General features: G+C 68.6%; 25 protein-coding genes. 13 read left to right on the forward strand and 12 right to left on the reverse strand.

From position 1 onward, the window contains the following. The first annotated feature begins 146 nt into the window (after nt 1-146). Genes ABZX92_RS10080 through map form a run of 4 tightly spaced genes read left to right on the forward strand, consistent with a single transcriptional unit; the run spans nt 147 to nt 3,842 of the window. Nucleotides 147-998 carry a GNAT family N-acetyltransferase gene (locus ABZX92_RS10080; protein WP_355556023.1) on the forward strand — a complete coding sequence of 284 codons (852 nt, stop codon included), beginning with the start codon at nt 147-149 and terminating at the stop codon, nt 996-998. An 18-nt stretch (nt 999-1,016) separates the two neighbouring features. Continuing rightward, nucleotides 1,017-2,816 carry a penicillin-binding transpeptidase domain-containing protein gene (locus ABZX92_RS10085; RefSeq protein ID WP_355556026.1) on the forward strand — a complete coding sequence of 600 codons (1,800 nt, stop codon included), beginning with the start codon at nt 1,017-1,019 and terminating at the stop codon, nt 2,814-2,816. After that, entirely contained in the window at nt 2,816-2,974 is a 159-nt protein-coding gene (locus tag ABZX92_RS10090) for a hypothetical protein (protein WP_355556029.1), read from the forward strand. Before ABZX92_RS10085 ends, ABZX92_RS10090 begins: the two co-directional genes overlap by 1 nt. 10 nt (nt 2,975-2,984) lie before the next feature. Further along, a complete protein-coding gene (map, locus tag ABZX92_RS10095; protein ID WP_355556031.1) occupies nt 2,985-3,842 on the forward strand; it encodes a type I methionyl aminopeptidase in 858 nt (285 codons plus the stop codon). On the opposite strand, the gene ABZX92_RS10100 is transcribed toward map, so the two are convergent. After that, nucleotides 3,829-4,509 (reverse strand): hypothetical protein, encoded by a 681-nt coding sequence (locus tag ABZX92_RS10100; protein ID WP_355556034.1) that lies wholly within the window; start codon nt 4,507-4,509, stop codon nt 3,829-3,831. The two genes, map and ABZX92_RS10100, sit on opposite strands and share 14 nt — an antisense overlap. 28 nt (nt 4,510-4,537) lie before the next feature. On the opposite strand from ABZX92_RS10100, the gene ABZX92_RS10105 reads away from it, so the two are divergent. Continuing rightward, nucleotides 4,538-6,037 (forward strand): cobyric acid synthase, encoded by a 1,500-nt coding sequence (locus ABZX92_RS10105; RefSeq protein WP_355556240.1) that lies wholly within the window; start codon nt 4,538-4,540, stop codon nt 6,035-6,037. Here ABZX92_RS10105 and ABZX92_RS10110 read toward each other — a convergent pair. Then, complete coding sequence (locus ABZX92_RS10110; protein WP_355556036.1) at nt 5,961-6,854, reverse strand: EamA family transporter; 894 nt, start codon at nt 6,852-6,854, stop codon at nt 5,961-5,963. The two genes, ABZX92_RS10105 and ABZX92_RS10110, sit on opposite strands and share 77 nt — an antisense overlap. Before the next feature lie 73 nt (nt 6,855-6,927). Between ABZX92_RS10110 and ABZX92_RS10115 the strand changes: the two genes are divergently transcribed. Continuing rightward, nucleotides 6,928-7,821, forward strand: a complete 894-nt coding sequence (locus ABZX92_RS10115; RefSeq protein ID WP_355556039.1) for a LysR family transcriptional regulator — start codon at nt 6,928-6,930, stop codon at nt 7,819-7,821. 3 nt (nt 7,822-7,824) lie between these two features. Here ABZX92_RS10115 and ABZX92_RS10120 read toward each other — a convergent pair whose 3' ends face one another. The 4 genes from ABZX92_RS10120 to ABZX92_RS10135 form a co-directional block, all read right to left on the reverse strand. Then, entirely contained in the window at nt 7,825-11,574 is a 3,750-nt protein-coding gene (locus tag ABZX92_RS10120; protein ID WP_355556042.1) for a hypothetical protein, read from the reverse strand. Between the two features lie 72 nt (nt 11,575-11,646). Further along, a complete protein-coding gene (locus ABZX92_RS10125) occupies nt 11,647-12,738 on the reverse strand; it encodes a winged helix DNA-binding domain-containing protein (RefSeq protein ID WP_355556044.1) in 1,092 nt (363 codons plus the stop codon). After that, nucleotides 12,735-13,838 (reverse strand): epoxide hydrolase family protein, encoded by a 1,104-nt coding sequence (locus tag ABZX92_RS10130; protein WP_355556047.1) that lies wholly within the window; start codon nt 13,836-13,838, stop codon nt 12,735-12,737. The genes ABZX92_RS10125 and ABZX92_RS10130 overlap by 4 nt, the downstream gene beginning before the upstream one ends. A 45-nt stretch (nt 13,839-13,883) precedes the next feature. After that, nucleotides 13,884-14,555 carry a FadR/GntR family transcriptional regulator gene (locus tag ABZX92_RS10135; protein ID WP_355556050.1) on the reverse strand — a complete coding sequence of 224 codons (672 nt, stop codon included), beginning with the start codon at nt 14,553-14,555 and terminating at the stop codon, nt 13,884-13,886. 105 nt (nt 14,556-14,660) lie between these two features. On the opposite strand from ABZX92_RS10135, the gene ABZX92_RS10140 reads away from it, so the two are divergent. After that, on the forward strand, nt 14,661-15,848 hold the full coding sequence (locus ABZX92_RS10140; RefSeq protein WP_355556052.1) for an MFS transporter: 1,188 nt from the start codon (nt 14,661-14,663) through the stop codon (nt 15,846-15,848). A 4-nt stretch (nt 15,849-15,852) separates the two neighbouring features. Then, nucleotides 15,853-17,154, forward strand: a complete 1,302-nt coding sequence (locus tag ABZX92_RS10145; RefSeq protein ID WP_355556055.1) for a BTAD domain-containing putative transcriptional regulator — start codon at nt 15,853-15,855, stop codon at nt 17,152-17,154. Here the strand turns inward: ABZX92_RS10145 and ABZX92_RS10150 are convergent. Continuing rightward, the gene (locus ABZX92_RS10150) at nt 17,151-17,717 is read right to left on the reverse strand and encodes a CHAP domain-containing protein (RefSeq protein WP_355556058.1); all 567 of its coding nucleotides are present in this window, start codon (nt 17,715-17,717) and stop codon (nt 17,151-17,153) included. The genes ABZX92_RS10145 and ABZX92_RS10150 overlap by 4 nt on opposite strands. Nucleotides 17,718-17,893: 176 nt before the next feature. Between ABZX92_RS10150 and ABZX92_RS10155 the strand changes: the two genes are divergently transcribed. Then, on the forward strand, nt 17,894-18,298 hold the full coding sequence (locus tag ABZX92_RS10155) for a VOC family protein (protein ID WP_355556061.1): 405 nt from the start codon (nt 17,894-17,896) through the stop codon (nt 18,296-18,298). Here the strand turns inward: ABZX92_RS10155 and ABZX92_RS10160 are convergent. From ABZX92_RS10160 to ABZX92_RS10170, 3 genes are all read right to left on the reverse strand, one after another. Then, nucleotides 18,295-18,708: a hypothetical protein gene (locus ABZX92_RS10160; protein WP_355556064.1), complete on the reverse strand. Its 414-nt coding sequence runs from the start codon at nt 18,706-18,708 to the stop codon at nt 18,295-18,297. The two genes, ABZX92_RS10155 and ABZX92_RS10160, sit on opposite strands and share 4 nt — an antisense overlap. Nucleotides 18,709-18,772: 64 nt before the next feature. After that, on the reverse strand, nt 18,773-20,146 hold the full coding sequence (locus ABZX92_RS10165) for a mycothione reductase (protein ID WP_355556067.1): 1,374 nt from the start codon (nt 20,144-20,146) through the stop codon (nt 18,773-18,775). Nucleotides 20,147-20,204: 58 nt separating this feature from the next. Beyond that, nucleotides 20,205-21,170, reverse strand: coding sequence for a helix-turn-helix domain-containing protein (locus ABZX92_RS10170; RefSeq protein WP_355556070.1), 966 nt, complete (start codon nt 21,168-21,170; stop codon nt 20,205-20,207). Between the two features lie 71 nt (nt 21,171-21,241). Here ABZX92_RS10170 and ABZX92_RS10175 point away from each other — a divergent pair, with 71 nt between their 5' ends. After that, nucleotides 21,242-22,153: a DMT family transporter gene (locus ABZX92_RS10175; protein ID WP_355556073.1), complete on the forward strand. Its 912-nt coding sequence runs from the start codon at nt 21,242-21,244 to the stop codon at nt 22,151-22,153. Here ABZX92_RS10175 and ABZX92_RS10180 read toward each other — a convergent pair. Further along, nucleotides 22,131-22,658, reverse strand: a complete 528-nt coding sequence (locus ABZX92_RS10180) for a YbhB/YbcL family Raf kinase inhibitor-like protein (RefSeq protein ID WP_355556076.1) — start codon at nt 22,656-22,658, stop codon at nt 22,131-22,133. The two genes, ABZX92_RS10175 and ABZX92_RS10180, sit on opposite strands and share 23 nt — an antisense overlap. A gap of 238 nt (nt 22,659-22,896) precedes the next feature. Here ABZX92_RS10180 and ABZX92_RS10185 point away from each other — a divergent pair, with 238 nt between their 5' ends. The 3 genes from ABZX92_RS10185 to ABZX92_RS10195 all read left to right on the forward strand — a co-directional run bounded on the left by ABZX92_RS10185 (nt 22,897) and on the right by ABZX92_RS10195 (nt 24,558). Beyond that, the gene (locus tag ABZX92_RS10185) at nt 22,897-23,520 is read left to right on the forward strand and encodes a polysaccharide deacetylase family protein (RefSeq protein WP_355556079.1); all 624 of its coding nucleotides are present in this window, start codon (nt 22,897-22,899) and stop codon (nt 23,518-23,520) included. A 26-nt stretch (nt 23,521-23,546) separates the two neighbouring features. Next, on the forward strand, nt 23,547-24,014 hold the full coding sequence (locus ABZX92_RS10190; protein WP_355556082.1) for a hypothetical protein: 468 nt from the start codon (nt 23,547-23,549) through the stop codon (nt 24,012-24,014). A 64-nt stretch (nt 24,015-24,078) separates the two neighbouring features. Next, nucleotides 24,079-24,558 (forward strand): hypothetical protein, encoded by a 480-nt coding sequence (locus ABZX92_RS10195; protein ID WP_355556085.1) that lies wholly within the window; start codon nt 24,079-24,081, stop codon nt 24,556-24,558. Between the two features lie 63 nt (nt 24,559-24,621). On the opposite strand, the gene lon is transcribed toward ABZX92_RS10195, so the two are convergent. Then, nucleotides 24,622-26,970, reverse strand: a complete 2,349-nt coding sequence (gene lon / locus ABZX92_RS10200) for an endopeptidase La (protein WP_355556088.1) — start codon at nt 26,968-26,970, stop codon at nt 24,622-24,624. Between the last annotated feature and the right edge of the window lie 30 nt (nt 26,971-27,000).

Here is a 27,000-nt window from a genome sequence, read left to right on the forward strand (position 1 = left end):
GAACGAGCTGACGCACGCCGCCGTGACACGCATGCGACCCGACCTCATCGTGCTCGGCCCCGGCCCCGGTCACCCACGCACCGTCACGACCGGTCCGCACAGTTGGCTGATGCCACAGGTACATCTCATCTGGCACGCTAGGTGACGTGCTGAGGCTGGCCGGAGCGCGCGTGCTGGACGAACGCGACCTGATCGATGTACGCGGGGTCTTCGACAACGACCCCGTAGCCGCGTGCATGGTCGCCGCGAGGGTGGAGATAGCCGGCCTGGACCCGTGGCGCCTGGGCGGCGAGATGTGGGGCTCGGACACCCGCCCGATCAGGGGCAAGGTCGACGGCCTCTGCTTCTCCGGCCCGAACCTGATCCCGCTCAAGGGCAGCGCGTCGGCGATGCGCATGTTCGCCGACCGCGCGAGACGCCGCGGTCGCCTGTGCTCGTCGCTCGTCGGGCCCGCCGAACAGGTCTTAACCCTCTGGGAAGAGCTCCAGCCCGACTGGGGACCGGCCCGTGAGGTGCGCGGTGACCAGCCGTTGATGGCGATCTCCAGCACGCCCAAGATCACCCCGGACCCGCTGGTCCGCCAGGTCCGTCCCAGCGAACTGCAGCGCTACCTCCCCGCGGCCATCTCGATGTTCATCGAAGAGGTGGGCATCGACCCGTGCGCGGAAGACGGCGGCGCCGGTTACCGAGCCAGGGTCAGCGAACTGATCGCGGCCGGACGAGCCTTCGCCAGGTTCGAGAACGGCGAGGTCGTGTTCAAGGCGGAGATCGGCGCGATGTCGTCGAGGGTCGGCCAGATCCAGGGCGTCTGGGTCCGCCCGGACCGCAGGGGAGCAGGAATCGGCACCGCCGGCACCGCAGCGGTGGCGGACCGCCTGACACGCGTCCTCAACCGCACGGCCAGCCTCTACGTCAACGGCTACAACCACGTCGCCCAGGCCGCCTACCGCAAGATCGGTTTCGAACAGGTGGGGCAATACGCCACGGTCCTCTTCTGACCGGGCATACTCGCCGAGGTGCGCCTCGCGACGATCACGGTGACGATCACGGTCATGGTCCTGACGCTGAGCGGCTGCGGCCTGTTCAAGTCCGAACCGGGTGCCCCGGAGATCACCAACGACTTCCTGGCGAAGCTCGCGTCCGGTGACGTGCAGGGCGCCGCGAACCTCACGGACAACCCGAACGAGGCCAAGGACACCCTGGAGAAGTTCCGGGCAGCCCTCAAGCCCAAGGGGCTGACCAGCAAGGTCGACCAGATGCGCAAGAACGGCGAGACCGCCTCCGAGGCGTCCGTCAGCCTCGACTGGGACCTCGACAAGAACCGCCACTGGACGTACCCGACCAAGTTCGACGTGCGCCAGGAGGGCGACTTCTGGAAGGTGCACTGGCAGACGTCGGTGGCGCACCCGAAGCTCAACCCGCAGCAGTCGATCCTGCTCACCGACCTCAAGCCCGACCCGGCCCCGGTCCTCGACCGCGAGGGCACGCCGCTGCTGGCCCCCGAACGCGTCGTGTCGGTCCTCCTGGTCGCGAAGGAGGCCGGTGACGTCAACGCCGTCGCCAAGTCCCTCTCGGACGCGCTGACCCCGCTCGACAAGGCGATCACCCAGCAGTCGATCACCGAGGGCGCCGGCAAGACCCCAGAAGGCCAGGCGTACCAGGTCGCGGCGCTGCGCGATCCCGACTACCAGTCCGTCAAGGCCAAGATCTACGACCTGCCCGGCGTGCGGTTCAGCACGCAGACGTCGCTGCTGGCCCCGAGCCGCAACTTCGGTTCCCAGGTGCTGCCCGCCGTGCGCAAGCTCGTCGAGAACGACATCGCGGGCAATGCGGGCTTCCGGATCGCCACGGTCGACGGGCAGGGCACCGAGGTCGAGGAGCTGTTCTCGAAGGCCCCCGAACCCGCCAAAGCCGTGAACATCGCGCTCTCCCGGGCGATCCAGGCCGCGGCCGAGGACGCTGTCGAGCCCGTGCAGCAGCCGACCGTGCTGGTCGCCATCCAGCCGTCCACCGGCGACATCCTGGCCGTCGCGCAGAACGACCCGGCGGACGCCCAGGGCGCCATCTCGCTCACCGGCCGCTTCCCTCCGGGCTCCACGCAGAAGGCCGTGACCGCGCTCGCCGCGATCCAGTCCGGCAAGGTCAACGCCGAGACGCCGCTGCCCTGCCCCGGCAAGACCACGATCGACGGGCGCCGGATCGTGCCGAACTCCAACGAGTTCGACAAGGGCACCATCCCGCTGCGCAGCGCCTTCGCGTTCTCCTGCAACACGACGTTCGCGCAGCTCGCCGTCGACATGCCGCCGGACCTGCTGCCGAACGCCGCCCTGTCGCTCGGGCTGGGCGTCGACTTCGACATCCCCGGTCTGACCACCATCACCGGGTCCGTGCCGCCCGCGACCGACGTCGTGGAACGGGCGGAGGACGCGTTCGGCCAGGGCAAGGTGCTGGCGTCGCCGTTCGGCATGGCGCTGGTCTCGGCGTCCATCGCGAAGGGTTCGATGCCGGTGCCGCAGCTGGTGCGCGGCAAGGAGACCAAAGCGGACAAACAGCCCACCGCGCCGCCCGCGGCCGCCCTCGACCCGGTGCGGCAGATGATGCGCGAGGTCGTCGACTACGGCACTGCACCGCAACTCAAGCCGTTCGGCGATGTGCGCGGCAAGACTGGTACCGCGCAGTTCGGCGACGGCGTGCACTCACACGGGTGGTTCATGGGCTACCGAGGCGATCTCGCGTTCGCGACGCTGGTCCTGAGCGGAGAAACTTCAACTCCAGCCGTGGAGGTGGCGGCGAGGTTCCTGAAGGCGGTGCCGTGATGACTCGACCCGACCTGCTCCCCCTGCGGGAGCGCCTGCTCCGCGCGGGCGTGCTGCTCCCGGCTCCGCGCGAGTCGCAGGAATGGGACACCCCCGTCGAGCTGCCGTGGATGCGCGGCAAGGACCAGGTCCGAGGCGGTTCGGTCGTCGCCAAGTAGGCTGGAGCGCATGGCTGTTCGTGCCCCGTTGCAACCCGGTGTCCAGTCTCCGCGGCGTCAGGTGCCGTCGCGCATCGTGCGTCCCGAGTACGTGGACAAGCCCGCGCCGCAGCGCGGCACCGACCCGTGGGTGCAGACGCCGGAGATCATCGAGGCCATGCGGATCGCCGGGCGCCTCGCCGCCCAGGCGCTGCAGGAGGCGGGCAAGGTCGTCGTTCCCGGCGTGACGACGGACGAGATCGACGCGGTGGCGCACGAGTTCCTGTGCGACAACGGCGCGTACCCGTCGACGCTGGGCTACCGCGGCTTCCCGAAGTCGTGCTGCACCTCGCTGAACGAGGTCATCTGCCACGGCATCCCGGACTCCACGGTGGTCGAGGACGGCGACATCGTGAACATCGACGTGACGGCGTTCATCGGCGGCGTGCACGGCGACACGAACGCGACGTTCCTCGCGGGCAACGTCTCCGAGGAGAACCGGCTGCTCGTCGAGCGCACGCACGAGGCGACCATGCGCGCGATCAAGGCCGTGAAGCCCGGCCGTGAGATCAACGTCATCGGCCGCGTGATCGAAGCGTACGCCAAGCGCTTCGGGTACGGCGTGGTGCGCGACTTCACCGGCCACGGCATCGGCCGCTCGTTCCACAGCGGGCTCGTGGTCCTGCACTACGACGAGCCGTCGGTGAAGACGGTGCTCGAGCCGGGCATGACGTTCACGATCGAGCCGATGATCACGCTCGGCGACTTCGAGCACGACATGTGGGACGACAACTGGACCGTCACCACGAAGGACAAGAGCTGGACCGCTCAGTTCGAGCACACGCTCGTCGTCACCGACGACGGCGCGGAGATCCTCACAGTCTGCTGATCACTGCCTTGAGCGCGGCCGCGACCGACGAAGGCGACGTCGCGGCCGCCAGGTGGTGCGACTCGACGCGCTCGACCGGCCACCCCAGCGCCTCGGCCTTGTCCGCCTGGTCCTCGTAGACCGCGGACAGCAGCACGTACCCGCACGCCCCGGACCACTCGACGACCGGGCGCTGCTCCTTCAGGAACTCCCACGGCACCTCGGGTGCCTCGTCGCGCATCTCCTCGCGCAGGCCGGCGGGCACGAGCCGCAACGGGTCCTCGGAGAACCACCGGTCCCAGCGCGGCAGCCTGCCGTCGCGCACCGACGCCTTGACCTGGCTCACCAGCGCGGGATCGACGGTCTCGCGCCACGCCTTGCCCGGCGTCGGCAGGTGGGAGTCCAGGAACACCAGACCCGCCACCTCCAGCTCCAGCGCGTCCGCGAAGCAGGGCAGCAACGGCCCGGCGCCGCTGTGACCCACGAGAACCAGGGGGCCGCCGACGCCGGAGTCCTCCAGGGCGTCCGCGAAAGCGCCGATCAGCCGCTGATGGACGGGTGCCTCGTTGACGGTCATCTGCAGGTCGACCAGCAGCACGGCCACCCCGTCGGAGGCCAGTTCGTCGGCGAGCGGACGCATGCTCGACGGGCCGAGGAACGGGCTGTGCATGAGCACGACGGAGACCATGTGGGTGATGATGGCAGCATTGGCGTCCATGCGGGGCGCGATGTTGATCTGTGGGACGACCTCGGACGCGGGCAAGAGCGTTCTGGTCGCCGGGTTGTGCCGCTTTCTGGCACGCCAGGGCGTTGACGTCGTGCCGTTCAAGGCGCAGAACATGTCCAACAACTCGTTCGTCACACTCGACGGCGGGGAGATCGGGCGGGCGCAGGCGGTGCAGGCGCGGGCGGCGTTCAAGGAGCCCAGCGTGCGATTCAACCCCGTGCTGCTGAAACCGGGGAGTGACCGGACGTCACAGGTCGTGGTGCTCGGCCAGGCGGTCGGTGAGGTCTCCGCGTTGAGCTACCGGGAACGCAAGCACCAGCTGCTCGACACGGTTCTGTCCACTCTGGACGGTCTGCGGGCCGGTCACGAGGTCGTCATCTGCGAGGGCGCGGGGTCGCCGGCCGAGATCAACCTGCGTGCCAACGACATCGCGAACATGGGACTGGCGACGCGGGCGGGGCTCCCCGTGCTGGTGATCGGCGACATCGACCGCGGCGGTGTGTTCGCGCACCTCTTCGGCACGGTGGCGGTGCTGGACGCCGCTGACCAGGCGCTGGTGTCCGGCTTTGTCGTCAACAAGTTCCGCGGCGATGCCCGTCTGCTCGAACCGGGCCTGCACCAGCTCAGGGCGCTGACCGGAAGGCCGGTGCTCGGTGTGCTGCCGTGGCGTGAAGAGCTGTGGCTCGACGCAGAGGACTCGTTGTCCTACAACGCGGACGGCGTGATCGGCCGTCCGCAGCCACCCGTGAAGGACTGGCTGCGGGTCGCCGTGATCCGGTTGCCGCGCATCTCCAACGCCACCGACGTCGAGGCTTTGGCTTGTGAGCCAGGGGTTTCCGTGCGGTTCGTGACCGAGCCGTCCCGGTTGGCGGACGCGGACCTGGTGGTGCTGCCCGGTTCCAAGGCCACCGTTTCCGACCTCGCGTGGCTGCGGGAAACCGGCCTGGCTGAGGCGGTCCAGCGGTTCGACGGCCCGATCCTGGGCATCTGCGGCGGCTTCCAGATGTTGTCGAAGCGCATCGAGGACGACGTCGAGTCCCAGAACGGCGTGGTTTCAGGGCTCGGGCTGCTCGACGTCGACATCCGCTTCCAGCCTTCGAAAACCCTTGCCAGGCCTGCTGCTCTTGCGTGGGACGAGCCCGTCACCGGCTACGAGATCCACCACGGCCAGGTCGTGCGCAGCACCGAACAGCCGTTGGTGGCCGATGAAGGTGCCGAAACCGAACGAGTGCTGGGCACGCACTGGCACGGGTTGCTGGAGAACGACACGTTCCGCCGCAAGTTCCTGGTCTGGGCCGCTGATCGTGCGGGCAGGGACTTCGTGCCCGGTGAGGTGAGCTTCCAGGCCGCCCGCGAGGCTCAGCTGAACCTCCTGGGCGACCTGGTCGCGGAGAACCTCGACACCAAGGCCGTCATCGACCTGCTGGAACGAGGAGCACCGGCGGGGCTGCCGTTCGTGCCGCCCGGCGCCCCGCCAGCTGCGGGATAGCGAGGCCCAGCAGCACCAGCCCGCCGGCCGCCGCCCGCAGCACGGTCACGTCCTCGCCGAGGAACAGCCACGCCGAGAACATCCCGAACACCGGCACCAGCAACGAGAACGGCGCCACGACGGACGACTCGTACTTGCGCAGCAGGAACCCCCAGATGCCGAACCCGAGCAGCGTCGAGATCCACGCCACGTATCCGATCGCGCCCACCCCGGCCCAGTTCAGGCGACCCAGCGCGGACACGTCCTCGGTCAGGAACGCCAGCGCGAACAACGGCAGCACCGCCACCGCGCTCACCCACACCATGAACCGCAGCGTGTCCGCGGGCTTCGCGTAACGCATCAGCACGTTCGACGCGCCGAAGAGCGCCGCCGCCACGAGGACCAGCATGAACCCGAGCAGCGGCGAGCTCAGGCCGTAGTCCCACGCGATCACCCCGATGCCCGCGACGGCGAGCACGATCCCGGTGACCTGCACGGACCGCGGCCGTTCGCGCAGGACGACGGCGGCGAACACGGTCGTGAAGATCACCTGGCTCTGCAGCACCAGCGACCCGAGCCCGGCCGGCATGCCCGCCTTGAGGCCGATGAACAGGAAGCTGAACTTCGCGACGCCGAGCACCAGCCCGACCGCGATGATCCAGCGCCACGCCACTCGCGGCCGTCCCACGAAGAAGATCGCCGGCACGGCGGCGGCGAGGAACCGCAGCGCCGAGAACAGGATCGGCGGGAACTCGTCCAGGCCGATCTTGAGCACGACGAAGTTGAAGCCCCAGATGGCGGCGACCAGCACGGCGAGCAGGATGTGTCGGGGACTCATGGAACTAAGCTTGCACGCGCTAACTATTTAGCACTAGTTCCGCTTGCTTAGGGTATGGGTTTAGCATTGCTACATGCTCGACTTGGGAAGGCTCAAAGCACTGCACGCCGTGGCGACGCACGGCACGGTCGGCGCCGCGGCGGAGGTGCTCGGCTACACGCCGTCCGCGGTCTCGCAGCAGATCGCCAAGCTCGAACGCGAAACCCACACCACGCTGCTGGAACGCCAGGGCCGGGGCGTTCGCCTCACCGACGCCGCGCTCCTGCTCGCCGAGACCGCCGGGCAGGTCCTCAAGCTCGTGGAAGAGGCCGAGGTCGCCCTGGAGGAACAACGCGGCGCCGCGATCGGCCGCCTCTGCGTCGGCTCGTTCGCCACGGCCGCACGCGGCCTCCTGCCCGACGTGCTGGCGGGCCTGGCCGACCAGCACCCGGCGCTGGACGTGCGCCTGACCGAGATCGACCCGCCCGAGGCCGGCGAGGCCGTGGCACGCGGCGAGCTGGACCTCGCGATCGTGCACGACTGGGAGAACACCCCGCTGCCGGTGCCGGACTCGTTGTCGCGCATGCCGATCCTGCGGGACGTGGCCGACGTGCTGATCCCGGCCTCGAACCCGTTGTCGCACAAGGAGTTCCTCGAACCCGCCGACCTCGCGGGGCTGCGCTGGATGTGCCAGTCCGAGGGGTCGATCTGCTTCGACTGGCTGGTGCGCACGTTCCACGCGGCGGGCATCGAGCCGGAGCTGGCCTACCGGGTCAACGAGTACCACACGCAGTACGCGTTGCTGGCCAAGGGAATCGGGGTCGCGCTCATCCCGCGGCTGGGCAGGGGAGAGGTGCCGGACAACGTGCGCGTGGTGCCGTTGCGGCCCACTCCAGCGCGGCAGCTGTACGCGGTGTGGCGCAAGCAGGCCTCTCGCCGCCCGGCCATCACGGCGGCGCTGGACGTGATCAAGCAGGTCGCTCGCTGAGCCCTAACGCCGTGCCTCGCGCACCGCGGCGAAGATCTCGGCCAGCTGTCCCGCGGTGGCGCGGACGATCGTCGCGCGGTCGGGCTTCTTCTCCAGGACGATCTGGCCGTTGCTGTCCCGCTTCACCTTCTCCACGTACACCTCGGTCGCACTCACGATGATCTGCACCCTGGACTCGACCAGCTTCGGCAGGTGGTCGGCCAGCGTCAGCCTGGCCTCCTCCGGGCTGATGCCCTTGATCCAGTTCTTGAACTCGGCGTCGTTGCTGGTGAGCTGGGTGGTCTTCAGCTCAGCCGCCCTTTCGTAGACCATCACGGTCGTCATCCGCTTGTACGCCCTCGACGGCTTCTGGCCGGGGAGTTCGCCCAGCTGCATCAGCTTGTGCACGATCTCCTGGACCCAGCCCCACGGGATCACGTGCTCGCTTTCGAGCCGTGCGGCTTTGCGCTCCTCGCCCTTGAGGTCGTCGTCGTACTGCCTGCCCTTCTTGTTGTGCTGGTGCACATCGCCGGCGGCGCCCGCCTCCCCGCGCCGATGGGACGTCCGGCCGACCGCCTCGCCGTCGTAGCCGATGAGGTCCCAGCACGCGGCGATCGCGTCGGCCAGCGCCCTCGCCTCCGGGAGCATGTTCACCGACACCCCCATGTGCGGACCGGCGCTCATCATCGTCTGGCGGGCGAGCTCGCGCAGTGCCCTCTCCCTGTTCGCGGCGACCGCGACGCGTTCCCGGTAGGCGCTCAGCCTGGGGCCGTCGAGGTCGGCCGCGGCCATGGCGTCGTTCATCGCCTGGGCGGGCGTTTTCGGCTTCGACGCGACCAGGATCCGCACGTCGTTCGGGTGGTCGGCGGACACGATGACGTTGTGCGCCTTGCCCTGGGCGGTGAAGGGTGCCTTCTGCCGGAACTTCTGCCACTTGTCCTTGGCCCACGCCTTGCCCGCGTCGACCTTGCCCTTCACCCACGCCTTGCCCGCGGCGACCTTCGCCTTCACCTTGGCGCCGACGCCCTTGGCGGCCTTGATGATCGGCCCGGCCAGCGTGAGGCCCTTCTTGATCACCCAGTCCAGCGCCTTGTTCACCGGCTTCTGCAGCGTCTCGATGATGGACTTGATCTTCGCGCCGATCCCGCCCAGCCCGATCGCGCTGGCGAGGAAGCCGATGATGATCGGGACCATCTGGCCGAGCACGTCGTTGATCTTGTTGACGACGCCGCCCACGTTGCCGCGCACGATGTCGGCCACGGAGTCGATCACGGTGTTGACGAACTTCATGATGCGGCTGCCGTTGTTCACGAAGAACATCACGACGTCGTAGATGAGCTTGCAGGCCTTGATGAACGCGGCGGCGGGGTTGAGCAGCCCGATCAGCCAGGTGATGCCGGCGGTGATGATCTTCGTGATCACGAAGTCCTTCACCTGCTCCAGGATCATGTTCTTGATGTCGCCGAGCTTCTCCAGCAGCATCTGCCACAGGCCCGCGACGCCCTGCGTGGTCAGCACCTGGAAGATCTCGACGCCCTTCTCGGCCGCCGCCATGGCCTTCTCGCCGATCTGGCGAACGAGGCGGTTGCGGATGTTCGACCAGGTCAGGCCGAAGATCGACGCCAGCAGCTTGACGATGCCGCGCAGGTCGAACTTCTCCGGCAGCTCGATCCCCGCTTCGGCCAAGGCGCCGAACAGCCAGCCCATCAGGCCCTTGCGCAGGTGGTCGAGGATGTTGTCCTTGAACTTGAGGATGCCGCCCTTCACACCGGCGATCAGGTTGCCGAGGAACTCGACCGGCTTCTTGATGATGTCGCCGACGACTCCGGCCGCGCGGGAGAGCACGTCGCGCAGCATCGCGGCGAGCTCGCGGATGGTGTTGAGCACGCCCTTGACGGCGTCGAGCGCGGCGTCGACCAGGCCCTTGTTCTCCGCCTGCAACGCTTCGATGCGCTCGTCGAGGCCCTGGCGCGCTTCGACGTACTTGCTGGCCAAGGAGTCCACGACCGAGTTCTGCTTGTCGGTGACGTCGCTTTCGAGCTGCTCGAACCTGGAGTTGATCTCCGAGCACGCCTCGGCGCCCACCTTCTGCAGGTCCGGCGACAGGGTCTTCACATAGGCCGCGATCTCGGCCTTGCCCGAAGCGATCTTCTGCTTGGCCAGGGAGAGATCGGTGCCCACGATGTCGGCGACGCGCGAGATCACGCCGTCCATCTGCTTGAGGTACAGCTCGCGGCCGGCGGTGTAGAACTCGTTCACCTTGTCCGGCATGCCGAGCAGCTTGTCCTTGGCCCAGCGGTAGCCACCGAGCCAGCCGGAGTAGCGGTCCTGCTTGTAGGCGTTGACCTTGGCCGCGACGAACGCCTCGAACGCCTGCCGCGCCTGCGCCTCGCCCTTGGTGAACGCTTCGTCGACCTTCGGGTCGATGCCCTCCAGGATCTTCTTCACCGCGGCCTCGGTGGCCGTGAAGATGCCCTGCACGCGCGTGGTCACCTCGGCGCGCTTGGCCTCGTCCTTGGTCTTCGTCTTCCCCTTGTCCGCCACCAGTTTCGCCAGCGCGGCACCCTTGGCGCCCTGCATGCCGGCCACACCCGCGGCGGTCTCGGCGGACGCGTCGGCCTTGGCCTGGCCCAGCACCTGCTGTTCCTGCGCGCGGAACTGGCCCGGCGCGGTGTCGGCGTGCGCGGCGGCCGCGCTCTTCGCGTCCAGGGCCTGCTGGAACTGCGGCTCGTTCGACTGCCGCAGCTGCTCGTCGGTGACGTCACCCTGTTCCTGCGCGACCTGCTGCTTGCCAGCGGACAGGTCGGTCCGCGCCGGTGCGGCGGGCTTCGGCACGGCGCCCGCGGCGGGGATCGACGCGGCAGCACCGGGGTTCTCCGCGGCCATCGGCGTGACGGGTTTCGGCACGGCCTTCGACTGGTCCGGCGGCGCGTCCGTGGCGGCCGCGATGTCGCGTGCCTGGCCGTCTTTGCCTTGGGAGACCATGCCTTTCACTTCGGACGCGACCCCGTCGGCCTTGCCCGCAGGTGCTGTCGCGTCCTGCAACGTCTTCGGCGACTTCGCCTCGATCGCGGACTTCACCGCCGCGATGAACGCCTGCTTGTCGAACGACCCGGCCTGCTGCGCGTCCATCGAGTCGACCTTCGAGGCCTTCGCCTGCCCGGCCAGGTCGTCGGCCGGCGCCTGCGCGGCGTCCTGTGCCTCCTTGGCCTTCGCGGCAGCAGGCGGATGTGCCTTTTTGGCCGCCGCGAACCCCTTCACCTTCGCGGTCACCTGCATGAACGCCGGATCCGCCGCCGCAATGGCAGGAACCGCAGGCGCCGCAACGGGTTTCGCCGAATGACCACCGCCCGCAGCCGCCGGACGAGCGCCCGCCTTGCCGAGCTTCGACTGAGCAGGCACCGGTTTCGGTGGTGGCACGGGCTTCTTGGGCGGCACGGCGTTCGGGCCGAACCCGGTCGTCGTCACGGCCAGCGCGGACGCGGGCGGTTTCGGTCCCTCCAGCGTCACCGGCACCCCGGCCGACTGCGCCGCCTTCAAACCCTTCTCGACCGTGTCGACGTCCGGCTCGGAACCGCGCACTTCCTTCAGGGCGGCGTCGATCGGCGCCGAGTCCGGCTGCTTCTGCTTGGCCGCCATGAGCGCGCCCACGGCCGCGTTGCCCGCGTCCCGTTGCAGCGCGAGCAAGGCGTGCACACCGGGGCCCGCCTTGCGCTTGCCGTCCACGAGGGCGGCCGTGACCTTCTCGTCGGCTGACCGGCGTGCGGCGACCATGGCACGAGCGTGACCGGGCCTCGCGACCTGGAACACGACCCCCAGGCACGCACAAGGGCAGGAATTCCCGCCCTAAGGGGCAACGATCACGTGGCGCTTCTTGGGCGCCATCACCTTGAGCACCGCCTTGGCCTCGCGGACCACACCCGCGATGTCCTTCTTGAAGGTCTTGAAGTACGGCTCGATGGTCAGCGTCGCGGTGTCCTTGTTCTCCACCACGTTCCAGGTGCCGCGCACGAACCCGTCCACCAGGAACGTCGGCGGGAACACGGCGTTGCGGACCGCGCCCCACCGCGCCCGCGCGTCGTCGCTCATGATCCGGGTCTTGTCGGCGTGCCCGAACATGACGCTGTCGAACGCCGGCAGCAGCCGTGCGGGCGCGGGCGTGCTCTCGTCCACGATCACGCCGTCCGGCACGTCCAGCAGCACCTTGCCGGCCTCGCTGCGGTACTCCACCAGATCCAGGCCGGCCGCGTGCGCCTTCAACCCGATCAACCGCGACCAGGCCTGCATGTCCGCGAGCGTCGCCGGTCCGAACACCCGCAGGTACCGCGTGATCAGCTCGTGCACCGCGGCCTCGGCCGGCAGGTCCTCGCCGAGCCACGTCGTCATCGCGATGTTCTGCGGAATGCCGCCCACGCCCCAGATCCCGCGCGGCGGCACCTGGATCATCGGCACCAGCATCTGCGCCTGCGTCGACAGCTCGCGCGCCCTCGCCTCGGGGAAGTGCTCCTCCAGGTGCGCGCCGATCTCCGCGACCGTCCGCGGGTCGGTGTCGACGAACTCGCGGGTGATCCGGGTCAGCTTGTCCAGGTCGATCTCGACCCGTTCGGCGGGCGGCATCACGTTGCGCGCCCACTTGTTCAGCTCCGGCTGCAAGGCCGTGCGCATCAGGTACACGTCGGACGCCGAGATCAGGTGCAACGTGCCGCGCCACAACGTCATGCGCACCAGCGACTTGTCGATGATCAGCTTGCTCAACGCCTCGAACTTGAACGGCTTGAGCCGCGTCCACAGCGCGAGGTAGGGCGGCACCGGTGCCTGCGCGTGCAGCCCGCCGAGGTGCTCGACGGCCTCGACGATCGGCATGCTGGTCCGCTCCAGCAGCATCTGCCGGGCGAGCAGCGTCCGGTTGAGCGTGCGGTTCGAAAGTGTGGTGGTCACAGCGATTCGAAGAACTTCCTGATGTCTTGGACCAGCAGGTCCGGCTCCTCCATGGCGGCGAAGTGGCCGCCGCGGTCGAACTCCGTCCAGTGCACGAGCGTCGGGATCATCTTCTCCGCCAGCGACCGCACCGGCACGCTGATGTCGTGCGGGAAGATCGCCACGCCGGTCGGCACGGTGGTCGGCTGCTGCTGGCCCCACGACGCCGACGCCTCCTTGTACAGTGCCGCCGACGAGCCCGCGGTGGCGGTGAACCAGTAGATCGACACGTTGGTCAGCATGCGGTCGCGGTCCACCGCGTCCTCGGGCACGCCCTGGTTGTCCGTCCAGTCGTGGAACTTCTCGGTGATCCACGCCAGCTGCCCGACCGGCGAGTCGGTCAGCCCGTAGCCGAGCGTGCGGGGGCGGGTGCGCTGGACGTGCATGTAGCCGGAGAGCTCCCGCTGGTAGTGGTCGAGCGACTCCAGCGACTTGAGCTCCTCCGGCGTCAGGTCGTTGACCCCGGACGGCCGGAACGTCTGCAGCATGTTCACGTGCACGCCGACGACCTGCTCGGGGAACACCCGGCCGAGCTCCTGCGCGATCCCGGAACCCCAGTCGCCGCCCTGCGCGCCGTACCGCTCGTAGCCCAGGCCCTCCATGAGCTTCGCGAACGCCCACGCGATGCGCAGCACGTTCCACCCGGTCTTCCGCACCGGCCCGGAGAAGCCGAAACCGGGAATGGACGGGATCACCAGGTGGAAGTCGCGCGACAGCGGCTCGATCACGTCCAGGAACTCGGCGAACGAGCCCGGCCACCCGTGGATCAGCAGCAACGGCAACGCGTCCGGCTTCTCGGAGCGGACGTGCACGAAGTGGATGCGCTGGTCGCTGATCTCGGTGATGAACTGCGGGTAGGAGTTGATCCGCTCTTCCTGCGCCCGCCAGTCGAACTCGTCCGCCCAGTACGAGGCGAGCGGGCGCAGGTAGCTCAGCGGGATGCCGTAGGACCAGCCGACGCCGGGGAGGTCGTCCTCGGGCCAACGCGTCCGAGCCAGCCGCGCACGGAGGTCGTCGACCTCGGCCTGCGGGACCTCGATGCGGAACGGCGTGATCTCCATGGCCCCCACGCTATGAGCTCATGCGGACAACTTTCGTCCGCGTTTTCAGCAGAACTTCTCGATCAGCTCCTCGAAGAACCCGCCCGCCTCGATCGCCGCCTTCTCCTGGTCGCCGTCCCGCACCGCGTGCAGCAGCCCCGTGTGCGACACCTGGTCCTGACCAGGCGTGCTGGTGTCGACAGATGCCGCCACCGAAGCCTTGACCGCCTCGGTCAACCCTTGGTAGAGCTCCGCTAGGAGCGTGTTGTGCGAGCACTGCACGAGCAGCACGTGGAACGCGGTGTCGTGCTCGATCACCTCGGCCCACTGCTCGGCCTCCATCGCCGCGTCGCGCTTGCGCAGCAGCTCGGTGAGGCGCGCCAGCTCGGCGTCGGTGCGGTGCTTCGCGGCCAGGCGCGCGCCTTCCATCTCCAGCGTCCGGCGGACCTGCAGGACCTCTTTCAGCTCGGTCCCGCACATGCGGCGGACCGCGCCGGAGATCTCGCTGGTCGCGCGGACGAACGTGCCGTCGCCCTGCCGCACCTCCAGCAGGCCGGCGTGCGAGAGAGCGCGCACGGCTTCACGAACCGTGTTCCTACCCACCCCGAGCGCGGTGACCAGCTCGGGCTCGGGCGGGATGCGCTGCCCGACGGGCCATTCGCCGCCGGTGATCGCGCTTCGCATCTGCTCGATCACCTGGTCGACGAGGCCTGCACGTCGGGTAGTGGCCAACGGCACAGCGTCATCCTTTCATCCGAACATCCCATGTCTGCGATAGTGGTGCGCGTGACGATTCAGCAGACGACTAGTGCCGCACAGACTGCCACCGATCCGGGTCGCAGGGTGACGGTCGTCAAGAATCGTCACGTTCCGCTGGTCGGGTCCACGCTGCTCGCGATCGGGGTCGCCCTCGCGGCGGCGAATCTCCGCCCTGCGGTGACCAGTCTGGCCTCGGTGCTCGTCGATGTCCGCGCCGCCCTTGGGGTTTCGGCCGCTTGGACCAGCGCGTTGACGGCCGTTCCGGCGCTCTGCTTCGGCTTCGCGGCGTTCGCGGCCCCCTGGCTGGGTCGCCGCCTCGGCATGGCTCGTGCGATCGGACTGTCCTTGGGGGTGCTCACGCTCGGCCTGGTGCTGCGCGTGATCGACGGTCCGTGGGTCGTGCTGGGCGGCACCTTCATCGCGTGTGCGGGCATCGCGGTGTCCAACGTGCTGATCCCGGTGGTGGTGAAGGCGTCCTTCCCGGACAAGGTCGGCCTGATCACCGGTGTCTACACGGGAACGCTCTCCGCGGGCGCCGCACTCGCCGCCGCCATCACGCCACGGCTTGAGGACTTCTTCGGCTCGTGGCGCATGGCCGTCGGGGTGTGGGCGCTGCTGTCGGCAGGCGCGGTGATCGTGTGGTTCGCCGGTGCGCGCCACGGCTCGGCAGCCTCGGTGGTCCGCTCGGCCGCTCCGGCCGAGAAGCGGTCGTTGCTGCGCAGCCCGCTGGCGTGGGTGATCACCGTGTTCTTCGGCCTGCAGTCGCTGTTCGCCTACACCGTCATGGGCTGGCTGCCCGCGATGCTCGTGGACTCGGGCGTGGACCGGAACACCGCGGGCATGCTGCTCGCCGTCTCGATGCTGCTCAGCGTGCCGGTCAGCCTGTTCGTGCCGCCGATCGCCGCTCGGTTCTCCAGCCAGGGACCGATGGTGCTGGCGCTGGGCGTGCTGTCGTTCGCGGGCATCTTCGGCATGCTCGTGGCGCCGTCCGCCGCGCCCGGCCTGTGGGTCGTGCTGATCGGGTTCGGCATGGGCATGTTCCCGCTGGCGTTGCTGGTCATGTCGCTGCGCACGAAGTCCACTTCGGACACCGCGCGGCTCTCGGCGATGGCGCAGAGCCTGGGCTACCTGATCGCGGCGAGCGGGCCGTTCGCGTTCGGCGTGCTGCGGGAAGCGACGGGCTCGTGGACCACGTCGCTCGTGCTGCAGCTGGTGCTGCTGGCCGCCTTGACCGTTCTGGGCATGATCGCGGGCCGTCCTCGCTACGTTTGACCCCGTGGGACTGGGGTTCGGATTTCTCGGCGACGTCGTCGTCACGCGGGACGGTCAGGAGCTGAAGACCGGGCACGCACGTCAGCAGTGCGTGCTCGCCGTGCTGGCGGTGCAGGCCGGGCGTCCGGTCTCGCTCGACCAGCTCACCGACCGCGTCTGGGGTGACGATCCGCCCGCCAAGCCGCGAGACGCGCTGCACGGCTACCTCTACCGGCTTCGGCAGGTGCTCGGCGACGACGTGATCGTGCGGAAGTCCGGCGGGTACGCGCTGGTCGCTTCCGATGTCGATCTGCACCGGTTCTCACAGTTGATTTCCGACGGCCGTCACCAGGAAGCGCTGCGGTTGTGGCGTGGCGAACCGTTCGCCGGGCTGCGGTCGCCGTGGCTCGATTCCGTGCGGGACAGGTTGCTGCAGGAGAAGCACGTCGCCGAGACCGAACGCGCCGAGGTCGCGCTGCGGGAGGGACGGCACGGAGAGGTGCTCCCGGCGTTGCTCACTCGGGCCGCTGAACATCCGCTCGACGAACGCGTCGCGGGCCAGCTGATGCTCGCTCTGCACCGCAGCGGGCGCTCGGCTGAGGCCCTGGAGCGGTTCGAGCGCCTGCGCCGCACTCTCTCCGACGAGTTGGGCACCGACCCCAGCTCCCCGCTGCGGGACCTCCACCACCGCATCCTCACCGAACCCGAACCGCCCGACATTCTCCCGCACGCGGGGCCCTCGCGTGTGCTCCAGCCAAACGAAAGCGCCCCGCGTGCCGTCAAGCGCCGGAATGCTGTGGTGTTCGTGGCGGCTGGAGTGGTCGTGGTGGTGGTGTTGTTGGTGGTGATGGTGAACCAGGGCACGTCCACCACGCCTTCGTCGGCGGTCATGGGCAAGTACGCGGCCAGGTTGAAGGCGGGGGATCTGTGCGTGACCGAGGGCAGGGACCGGCAGACGCACGACGGGCCACCGATCGCCGTGCAGGGCGCCTGTTCTGAAGCACCGCCGAAGACGTTGATCGAACCGCTCGGCGGCGAGAACGACCGGATCTGGTGGGACCACCCGGCGAACGGCCTGGGGTGCCTGAGCGCGATGGGCGGTTCGGTGCAGGAAGGCGCGCGGCTGGAGCCGTGGGACAAGTGCCGTGACGACATGACGTTCCAGCAGTTCCGGTTCGAACGCGTCGGCCAGGACCGCTACCGGCTGCGGCCCCTGCACACCGACCTGTGCGTCGGAGTGCAGGAGCCGCTGGCACCGGGTGCCGAGGTGGTGCTGGAGCGGTGCACCGGTGGTGCCGATCAGGAGTTCACGGTCGAACGGATCTAGAACGTCGGCTTCACGTAGCCGTAGACCGCGCCGCCGTTGGTGGTGGCGGTCTTCGGGTCGATGGTGCGCTTGGTGACCTTGTCGGACAGGTTGCCGTCGATCGTGGTCAGCGTGCCGTCCGCGTGCACCTTCACGACGAGTCCGACGTGGCCGTTGAGGCTGCCGGGAACGCCGAAGACGATCGCGTCACCGGCCTTCGGGGACCCTCCGCGGGTGCCGGCCGGACGCTTCTTGAGCAGCCCCTGGTCCGCACCCCACTTGGCCCAGTACGTCGCCACCCACGCCTTGCCGTAACCGGCTGGCGGGAGCTTCTTCACCCCCGCCTTGTTCCACACCCACCTGGCGAACATGCCGCACCAGGCCGCGCAGTCGCCGCTGTACTTGTTGCAGTTGTTCGCCCGCTCCTTGTAGCCCACCTCGGCGGTCGCGATGCGCACGATGTCGGCAGCGGCCGAGATCTGCACTTCCTCGGTGGGTGCGGCGGTCGCGGACGACCCCAGCAGCAGCGTGCTGATGATCGCGGACAGCACTCCCGCGATGAACGTCTTCTTGATGGATCGCACGTTCTTCTTCGCCCCTCGCATGTCGTCTTGCGGTGCCCGTTCGGACGCCGGGCCGAAGTCGACAGGCAGGCTCTGGGACGCGTCTGGATCACGCTGGGACGTGACTGGAACAGCAGGTCAGCAGGTGGTCAGGAATCGAGAAGCGGGGTGCGCGCGGTGCTTCTAGCGTTGTCGGCATGGACATCAACATTCACGCCACGTTCCTCCCGCACACCGACCCCGAGGCCTCGCTCGCGTTCTACCGCGACCTGCTCGGCTGGGAGGTCCGCGTCGACGTCGGCCAGGGCACGATGCGCTGGATCACCGTCGCCCCGGTGGGGTCGGCAACGTCCGTCGTGCTCTCCCCGCCGGCCATGGCGGAGGGCCTCACCGACACGCAGAAGACCGCGATCGCCGAGATGATCGACGCCGGCTCGTACGGGTTCATCCAGCTGTCCACGCCCGATCTCGACGGCGTGTTCGACAAGCTGCAGGCGAGCGGCGCCGACGTCGTGCAGGAGCCGACCGAACAGCCGTGGGGCAGCCGCGACTGCGTGTTCCGCGACCCGGCCGGCAACAACGTCCGCATCCTGCAGGCCTAGTTCGACACGAACCCGCGGTGCAGCACCGTGAGCTGATCGGCGAGGTAGCGGGCCCACGCCTTCGCCCGATCCCAGTCCGGTGCCGCACCCGCGAAGCTCACCGGCCCGTTGGCCCCCAGCTTCCGGACCATGCGAGTGACGTCGTTCGGCACGGGCGGGGTGCCGCGGTGGAACAACCACAGGGGCGTGTGTTTCAGCGAAACCTTGTGCTGCTGTACGAACCGATGCGCATCGCGGGCCGCGGCGTCGCCCATGATCACGGCACCGAACCCGTGCAGCGTGTCGGCGGCGGCGACCGAGAGCACGGTGACCCTCAGCCCGCAGCCGGCGAGTTCGGTGCCGATGATCTCGGCGATCTCGTCGGTGGCGGCGATTTTCGAGGTGTACGCGACGAGGACTCTGTCAGTCATCGCTGCATGGTGGTCGGTGAACGCGATTACCGACAGCGGCGGAAGTCCCTGTCGTTCAAGGCCTTCAGTCCAGCGGCAGGTTCAACAGCGCGTTCTCGACCAGCTCCGGCATCGCGGGATGGATCCAGTACTGCCCATGCGCCATGGACTTCGCGTCCAGGCCGAAGCTCATCGCCTGGATGAGCGGCTGGATCACCGTCGACGCCTGCGGGCCGATGATGTGCGCGCCGAGCAGCTTTCCGGTCGCGGGATCGGCGATCAGCTTCGCGAAACCGGTCGTGTCCTCCATCGCCCAGCCGTACGCGATGGACGCGTAGGCCTGCGACGAAGTCACATACCGGATTCCCTGCGCCTTGGCCTCTTCCTCGGTCAGGCCGACGCTCGCGATCTGCGGGCTGGAGAACACCGCGGCCGGCACGAACCGGTGGTCGCTCGCCCTCGGCTCGTCCGGGTTGAGCAGGTTGTGCTGCACCACTTTGGCTTCGTGGTTCGCGACGTGCTTGAGCTGGTAGTCGGAGCTGATGTCGCCCAGCGCGAGGATGTGCGGCTGGCTCGTGCGCTGGAACTCGTCGACCTTGATCCGGCCGTCGTCGTGCAGCTCCAGCCCGGCCTTGCCCGCGTCGAGCAGGTCCGTGTTCGCCTGCCGGCCGACCGCGACCAGAAGCTGAGCGGCCTCAACGGTTTCCTCGCCGTCCGGGCCCTCCATGTGCAGGCGGACACCGGTCCCGGTCTTCTCCGCGCGGATCGTCTTGCGCTGCAGCCGGACGTCCCACTTCCGCTTCGCGACGTCGGTGAACCGCTCGGCGATCTCCAGGTCCTCGTGGCGCAGCAACAGGTTCGAGCGCGCGATCATCGTGACCTTGACGCCGAAGCTGCTGAACACGTGCGCGAACTCGGACGCGATGAAGCCGCTGCCCAGGATGATCAGGCTCTCCGGCAGCTCGTCCAGCCGCATGATCGAGTCGCTGGTGTGGAAGCCGGTCGTCTCGATGTCCGCGATGTCGGGGATCGTGGGCCTGCTGCCCGCCGCCACCACGATCCGGTCGGCGGTGATCGTCTCGCCGGTGCCCGTGTCGATCGTGTGCGCGTCGATGAACTTCGCCGTGCCCTCGTAGACCGTGACGTTCGCGTTCTCGTTCGCGCGCCAGTTGCGGCCGCCCTCGGCGATCGGGTCGATCCGGCCGAAGATCCGATCGCGGATCTGCGGCCAGTGCACCGCGTCGAGGTGCGCGTCCACGCCGAGCTTCTTGGCGTTCGCAGGCGCCGCGGCCTGGTCGGCGGTGTGGACGAACATCTTGGTGGGGATGCAGCCCACGTTCAGGCAGGTGCCGCCGAAGGTCCCCTTCTCGAGGATGGCGATCTTCCAGTCCGCCATCGCGTCGTTCGGGATGGAGTTGCCGGAGCCGGTACCGATGATGACCAGGTCGAAGTGCCTCACATGTCGATCCAACCACCTCGCGCCGGGTGATGTTCCCGGACCAGGTGTTACGTGGGCCTTACGCCGAGGTCAGGCTGCCGTTGGAGAAGGTGCGGCGATAGGCGTTGGGGGAGACGCCGACGTCCTTGTAGAAGTGGTGCCGCAACAGCGCCGACGTGCTGAACCCGCTGCGCCGGGCGATCTCCTCGACGGCCAGCGAGGTCTCCTCCAGCAGCTTGCGGGCGTGCAGGACGCGTTGCGCGGTCAGCCAGCGGACCGGGGTGGTGCCGGTCTCCGCGACGAACCGCCGGGCGAAGGTGCGTTCGGAGAGCTGAGCGCGGCGAGCCAGGTCGGCGACCGTGTGCTCGACGTCGAGCGACTCCAGCATCTGGTCGAGCACCGGCTGCAGGCTCATCGCCGCGTTCGTCGGCACCGGCATCTCGATGAACTGCCGCTGCCCGCCTTCCCGTTGCGGCGGCACGACCATCCGCCGGGCGATCGCGGTCGCCGGGCCGGTGCCGAGCTCGCGGCGCACGATGTGCAGGCACGCGTCGATGCCCGCCGCCGTGCCCGCGCTCGTCACGATGTCGCCGTCGTCCACGTAGAGCACGTTCGGGTCGACCTCCGCACGGGGGAAGCGCTCGGAGAACGCGGCGGCGTGATGCCAGTGGACGGTGCACGGCCGGTCGTCGAGCAGCCCGGCCTCACCGAGCAGGAACGCCCCGCTGCACACCGAGAGCAGCGTCGCGCCGTTCGCGTGGGCATCGCGCAACGCCTGCAGCACGGCCGGTGGGTAGTGCTCGCGCAACCTGGCGGCAGGCACCGCGATGAGGTCGGCGTCGGCCAGCGCGTCCAGTCCGAGCTCGGGAACCAGCTGCACGCCGACGTTCGTGCCGACGGGTTCACCCGGCCGTTCCCCGCACACCCGGAACTCGAAGGGCGGCACGCCGTCCTCGGTCCGGTCGATGCCGAACACCTCGCACACGACACCGAACTCGAACGGCGCGACCCCGTCGATCAGGACCACGGCAACACTGCGCAGCATGGCAGGATCTTAGCGAAGGGTGTCAACGCTGCCACTGTTGGCGGTATGTGAGCTATCGCAAACTTGGCGCCATGAGCATTCAGGCGGCTGAGCTGCAGAAGAAGGGGATCGTCGAGCTGACGATCGCCATGGTGTTGTCCGGGACCATCGGCGTGTTCGTCTTCGAGTCCGGCGCGCAGCCGTTCACCGTGGCGTTCTGCCGCTGCGTGTTCGGCGCTGGGGCGTTGGGTCTGTACTGCTGGGTCCGGGGCTTCTTCAGCGACACCGGCTTCACCCGCAAGACGTTCCTGCTCGCTCTGCTGGGCGGCGTGTTCATCGTCTACAACTGGGCGTTCCTGTTCTCCGCCTACGAGAAGACGTCGATCTCGCTCGCGACCGTCGTCTACCACACGCAGCCGTTCTACGTCGTGCTGCTGGGAGCGTTGGTGTTCAAGGAAAAGCTCACCGCGGCCAAGCTCGGCTGGGTCGGTGTCGCGTTCGTCGGCGTCGTGCTCGTCACCGACATCACCAGTGTCACCGTGAGCGGTTCCTACCTGCTCGGCATCGGCGAGGCGCTGCTCGCCGCGTTGCTCTACGCGTTCGCCACGATCGTCGCCAAGCAGCTCAAGGGAATCCGCCCGCACCTGATCGCCCTCGTTCAGGTCACCGCGGGCATCTTCCTGCTGCTGCCGTTCGTGGACTTCTCCGGCACCGCGTCGATCGGCGGCGGCTGGGCGTGGCTCGCCGGCATCGGCGTGATCCACACCTGCGTCATGTACGTCCTGCTGTACGCGAGCTACCAGAAGCTGCCGACGTCGCTGATCGCCGTGCTGTCCTTCGTCTACCCGGTGGTCGCGATCATCGTCGACATGTCGGTCTACGGCACCAGGATCCACCCGCTGCAGATCGTCGGCATTCTGCTGATCTGCGGCGCGAGCCTGGCCAACTCGCTGGGCACGTCCCAGCGAGCCGGCCGGGCCGTCAGTGCTGGTAAGTCGGCGTGATGATCGCCCGGGCCAGCGTGTGGAACGCGAGGTTGAAGCTCACCACGGCAGGCGAGGCGTCCCCGTCCACGTCCAGCTTGTCGACGTCGACCGCGTGCACCACGAAGTAGTAGCGGTGCGGGTGGTCGCCCTTGGGCGGGGCCGCGCCACCGAACGCCTTGGTGCCGTAGTCGGACCGCACGTGGAACGCGTCACCCGGAAGTGTGCCGTCGGAGGCACCCGCGCCGGTGTCCAACGAGGTGGTGGTCGCGGGGAGGTTCACGGCCACCCAGTGCCAGAAGCCGGAGGGGGTGGGGGCGTCGGGGTCGAAGCAGGTGACCACGAAGCTGCGCGTCTCGGCGGGGAAGCCGGACCACGAGAGCTGGGGCGAGGTGTTACCGCCCTCGAAGACCTGGGCGTCGGGGAGCTGCTCGCCGTCGCGCACGTCCGACGACGTCACGTCGAAGGTGCCGACCTGCGGGAGCAACTGGTAGGGGTCGGGAGCGACCGGGCGCTCGAGGCTCATCGTTTCTCCTCCTCTTTGTGATCAGTTCGAGCCTATCCCCGTGCAACCATGAGGGCCTGCGCGGCGTCTTCCGCGTGGAGGGGGAAATACGATGTCCAGGTTGCGGCTAGCTGCTGCATTTGTACTGGTTGCCGGGCTTGTCTCATGCGGAGAGGCGCCAGACGCGCAACCCAGTGGTCCCGTTCTCACGACGTCCTCGCCGGCGCCGACGACGACCACGACCGAGCGGCCGAAGCGCATGTTCGAGCCGCCGTACCCGTACGGCACGGTGCAGGCCCACGCGCCCGCGACCGCCGACGGCATGGTGCCCGTGGTCACGCACATTCCGATGGACAAGCCGTACGTGTTCATCACGATCGACGACGGCGCGGTGCAGCACCCGAAGGCGCAGGAGCTGATGGTCAACGCCGGCGTGTGGCCGTCGGTGTTCCTCAACACCAAGTACGCCGAGGGGCACAAGGACTACTTCAAGCAGTTACCGGTGACGGTCCACAGCCACACGACCAACCACCCGAACCTGCAAGGCAAGCCGTACGAGTTCCAGAGGCAGGAGATCTGCGGCAACGCGGACTTCCTCGCCGCCGACTACGGCAAGCGCCCGACGCTGTTCCGGCCGCCGTTCGGCAACTACGACATGAACACCCGCAAGGCCGCCGCCAGCTGCGGGTTCAAGGCGCTGGTGAACTGGACGGCCGCGGTCAACGACGGCCACGTGCAGTTCCAGATGGGGGACAAGCTCAAGCCGGGCGACATCGTCCTGATGCACTTCCGGACGACTTTCGTCGAGGATTTCACGGCGTTTTTGAACCGCGCCAAGCAAGATGGGTTGACTCCAGTTCCGCTGGAGGACTTTCTGGGGTAGCAAGATCTGTGAAGAGGGGGATCTTCATGAAGCGATTCATCGCTGTGCTCGCCGCTGCCGTGATGGCGGTGACGATCGTTCCGAGTGCGTCGGCCGCCGACAACGCGCTGCTGACCGGCGTCCGGACGGGGCAGCACCCGACGTTCGACCGCGTGGTGTTCGACCTGACCGGTGCCCAGCCGGGGGCGAGCTACTCGCGGACCACTGAGCCGACCAGTTGCGGCTCCGGCAAGCCGATCTCGGCGCCGGGTGCGGAGTTCGTGGAGGTGCGGCTGCAGCCGGCCGCCGCGCACGACGAGAACGGGCAACCGACCTACCCCGGGTCCCGCGACCTGCGGCCGAACCTGCCGCAGGTGAAGAGCGTCGTGTTCACCTGTGACTTCGAGGCTGACCTGTCGATCGCGATCGGCACGAAGGACGCGAACCGGCGGGTCGACGCCTGGTTCACGACCACTGGTCCGTTGCGGTATGTCGTGGACATCTACTACAGCTGACGCAACTGTGACGCGGGTCACGCGTCTGTTCTTTCATCGAGAAGCCCTGAGAAGGGGGCCAATGATGAAGAACAGACGCTTGGCCGCGGTGCTGATGGCAGTGCTCGCGGTCTTCACCTTCGTGGTGCCGATGGCGTCGGCGCAGACCACGCCCTACCTGACGAACATCCGCACCGGTCAGCACCCCGAGTACGACCGCGTGGTGCTGGACATGTCCGGTCTGACCCCGGACTTCCGGGTCAGGGAAGTCAGCGGTGTCGCCGGCTGTGCGTCCGGCGCCCCGATCTCCATGCCTGGCAGCAGCGAGATCCTCGCGGTCCAGGTGCTGGGCGCCGCCGCCCACGACGACAACGGGAACCCGACGTACACCGGCTCGCAGAACTTCGCGACGCCCGGCCTGTACAACGTCCGCAGGGTTGCCCTCACGTGCGACTTCGAGGCGGACCTCGGCATTGCCGTCGGCTACGCCAACACCAGCTCGTGGCACCGGGTTACCCAGCTGAGGGACCCGGCCAGGCTCGTCATCGACATCGGTCGCAACTGACGTGAAAAAGCCTCGTGGGGACAGCAGTCGCCGCTACTGCCCCCACGAGGGGTCTAGAAATCCTTACGCCGCAACGGCTGCGGCGTTCTCCTGCGAGAGAGCGTGCTCCAGCACCTCGGCCACGTCCGACACCAGGTGCACAGTCAGCTGCTCGCGGATCGCCGATGGCACGTCGTCCAGGTCCGGCTCGTTGCGCGACGGCAGCAGCACCGTCGTGATGCCCGCGCGGTGGGCGGCGAGCAGCTTCTGCTTCACGCCACCGATCGGCAACACCCGGCCGGTCAACGAGATCTCACCCGTCATCGCCACGTCGGAGCGCACCGGGCGGCCCGACAGCAGCGACGCCAGCGCCGTCGTCATCGTGACGCCCGCGGACGGACCGTCCTTCGGCACCGCACCCGCCGGGACGTGGATGTGCACGCCGCGGCCTTCCAGGGTCGCCGCCTTGTCGTCGTGCGAACGCAGGTACGACAACGCGATCTGCGCGGACTCCTTCATCACGTCGCCCAGCTGACCGGTCAGGGTCACACCGGAAGCTCCGGTGTCCTTGGGTGCCAACGAGGCTTCGATGAACAGCACGTCGCCACCGACACCCGTGACGGCCAGACCCGTTGCCACCCCGGGAACCGAGGTGCGCTCGGCCGACTCCGGCGTGTTCTTCGGGCTGCCCAGGTACGACTTCAGTGACGGCTGGTCGACCACGACGGGCAGTTCCGAATCGCCCAGCGCCACCTTCGCGGTCACCTTGCGCAGCACCCGTGCGAGTGCGCGCTCCAGTTGCCGCACACCGGCTTCGCGGGTGTACTCGCTCGCGAGCTGGTGCAACGCGGGCTTCTCGAACTTGACGTCCTCAGCGGTGAGGCCGGCGCGGTCGAGCTGGCGCGGCAGCAGGTGGTCGCTCGCGATCGTGACCTTCTCGTCCTCGGTGTAGCCGTCGAGCTGCACCAGTTCCATCCGGTCGAGCAACGGCGCCGGGATCGACTCCAGCACGTTCGCGGTCGCGAGGAACACCACGTCCGAGAGGTCCAGCTCGACCTCCAGGTAGTGGTCGCGGAACGTGTGGTTCTGCGCCGGGTCCAGCACCTCGAGCAACGCCGCCGTGGGGTCGCCGCGGTAGTCGGAGCCGACCTTGTCGATCTCGTCGAGCAGCACGACCGGGTTCATCGACCCGGCCTCGCTGATCGCGCGGACGATCCGGCCCGGCAACGCGCCGACGTACGTGCGGCGGTGGCCTCGGATCTCGGCCTCGTCGCGCACGCCACCGAGTGCCACGCGCACGAACTTGCGGCCCATCGCGCGTGCCACGGACTCGCCGAGCGAGGTCTTGCCAACGCCGGGAGGGCCCGTCAGAGCCAGCACGGCACCGGAACGACGTCCGCCGACGACGCCCAGGCCGCGGTCGGCGCGCCGCTTGCGCACGGCCAGGTACTCCGTGATGCGCTGCTTCACGTCGTCGAGCCCGGCGTGGTCCGCGTCGAGAATCTCGCGCGCGGCCTTGATGTCGTAGGAGTCCTCGGTCCGCTCGTTCCACGGAATCTCGAGAACGGTGTCGAGCCACGTCCGGATCCAGCCCACCTCGGGCGACTGCTCTGAGGTGCGCTCCAGCTTGTCGACCTCGGTCAGCGCGGCCTTGAGCACCTTCTCCGGCAGGTCGGCGGCCTCGACACGAGCCCGGTAGTCCTCCTGCTCGGTGGCGGGCTTGCCGTCGAGCTCGGCCAGCTCCTTGCGGATCGCGGCCATCTGCTGGCGCAGCAGGAACTCCCGCTGCTGCTTCTCGACGCCTTCCTTGACGTCCTTGGCGATCGTCTCGTTGACGTCGAGCTCGGTCAGGTGCGCCTGGCCCCACTCGACCAGCTTCTCCAGCCGCGTGGTGACGTCGGACGTCTCCAGCAGCCAGATCTTCTGCTTCTCGTCGAGGTAGGAGGCGTACCCGGCGAGGTCGGCCAGCGCCGACGGGTCGCTGATCTGCTGCACCGAGTCGACCATCTGCCACGCGCCGCGCGTCTGCAGGATGTTCGTGACGAGCGCCCGGTACTCGCGGGCGAGCTCACGGGTCCGCTCGGTGATCGGGGACTCGTCCGCGATCGTCGCGTTCACCCACAGCGCCGCGCCCGGCCCCGTGGTGCCCGTGCCGATGCGCACGCGCTTGGTGCCGCGCACGACTGCCGCGCGCTCACCACCGGGCAGGCGTCCGACCTGCTCGATCTCGGCCAGTGTGCCCACCGCCGCGTACTTCCCGTCCAGCCGCGGGACGAGCAGCACTTGATGATTCGCGGCCGTCGTAGCCGCGTCTACGGCCGCACGTGCCTCGGCGCTCGCGTCCGCACCCGAGATGCGGATCGGCACCACCATGCCGGGCAGCACCACGACGTCGTCCAGCGGCAGTACCGGCAGGGCCAGAGTCTCGCCCATCTCGTCACCCTCCAAAGTTGAGTCTGTACC

Source organism: Lentzea sp. NPDC006480, from assembly GCF_040611995.1.
Classification (GTDB): domain Bacteria; phylum Actinomycetota; class Actinomycetes; order Mycobacteriales; family Pseudonocardiaceae; genus Lentzea.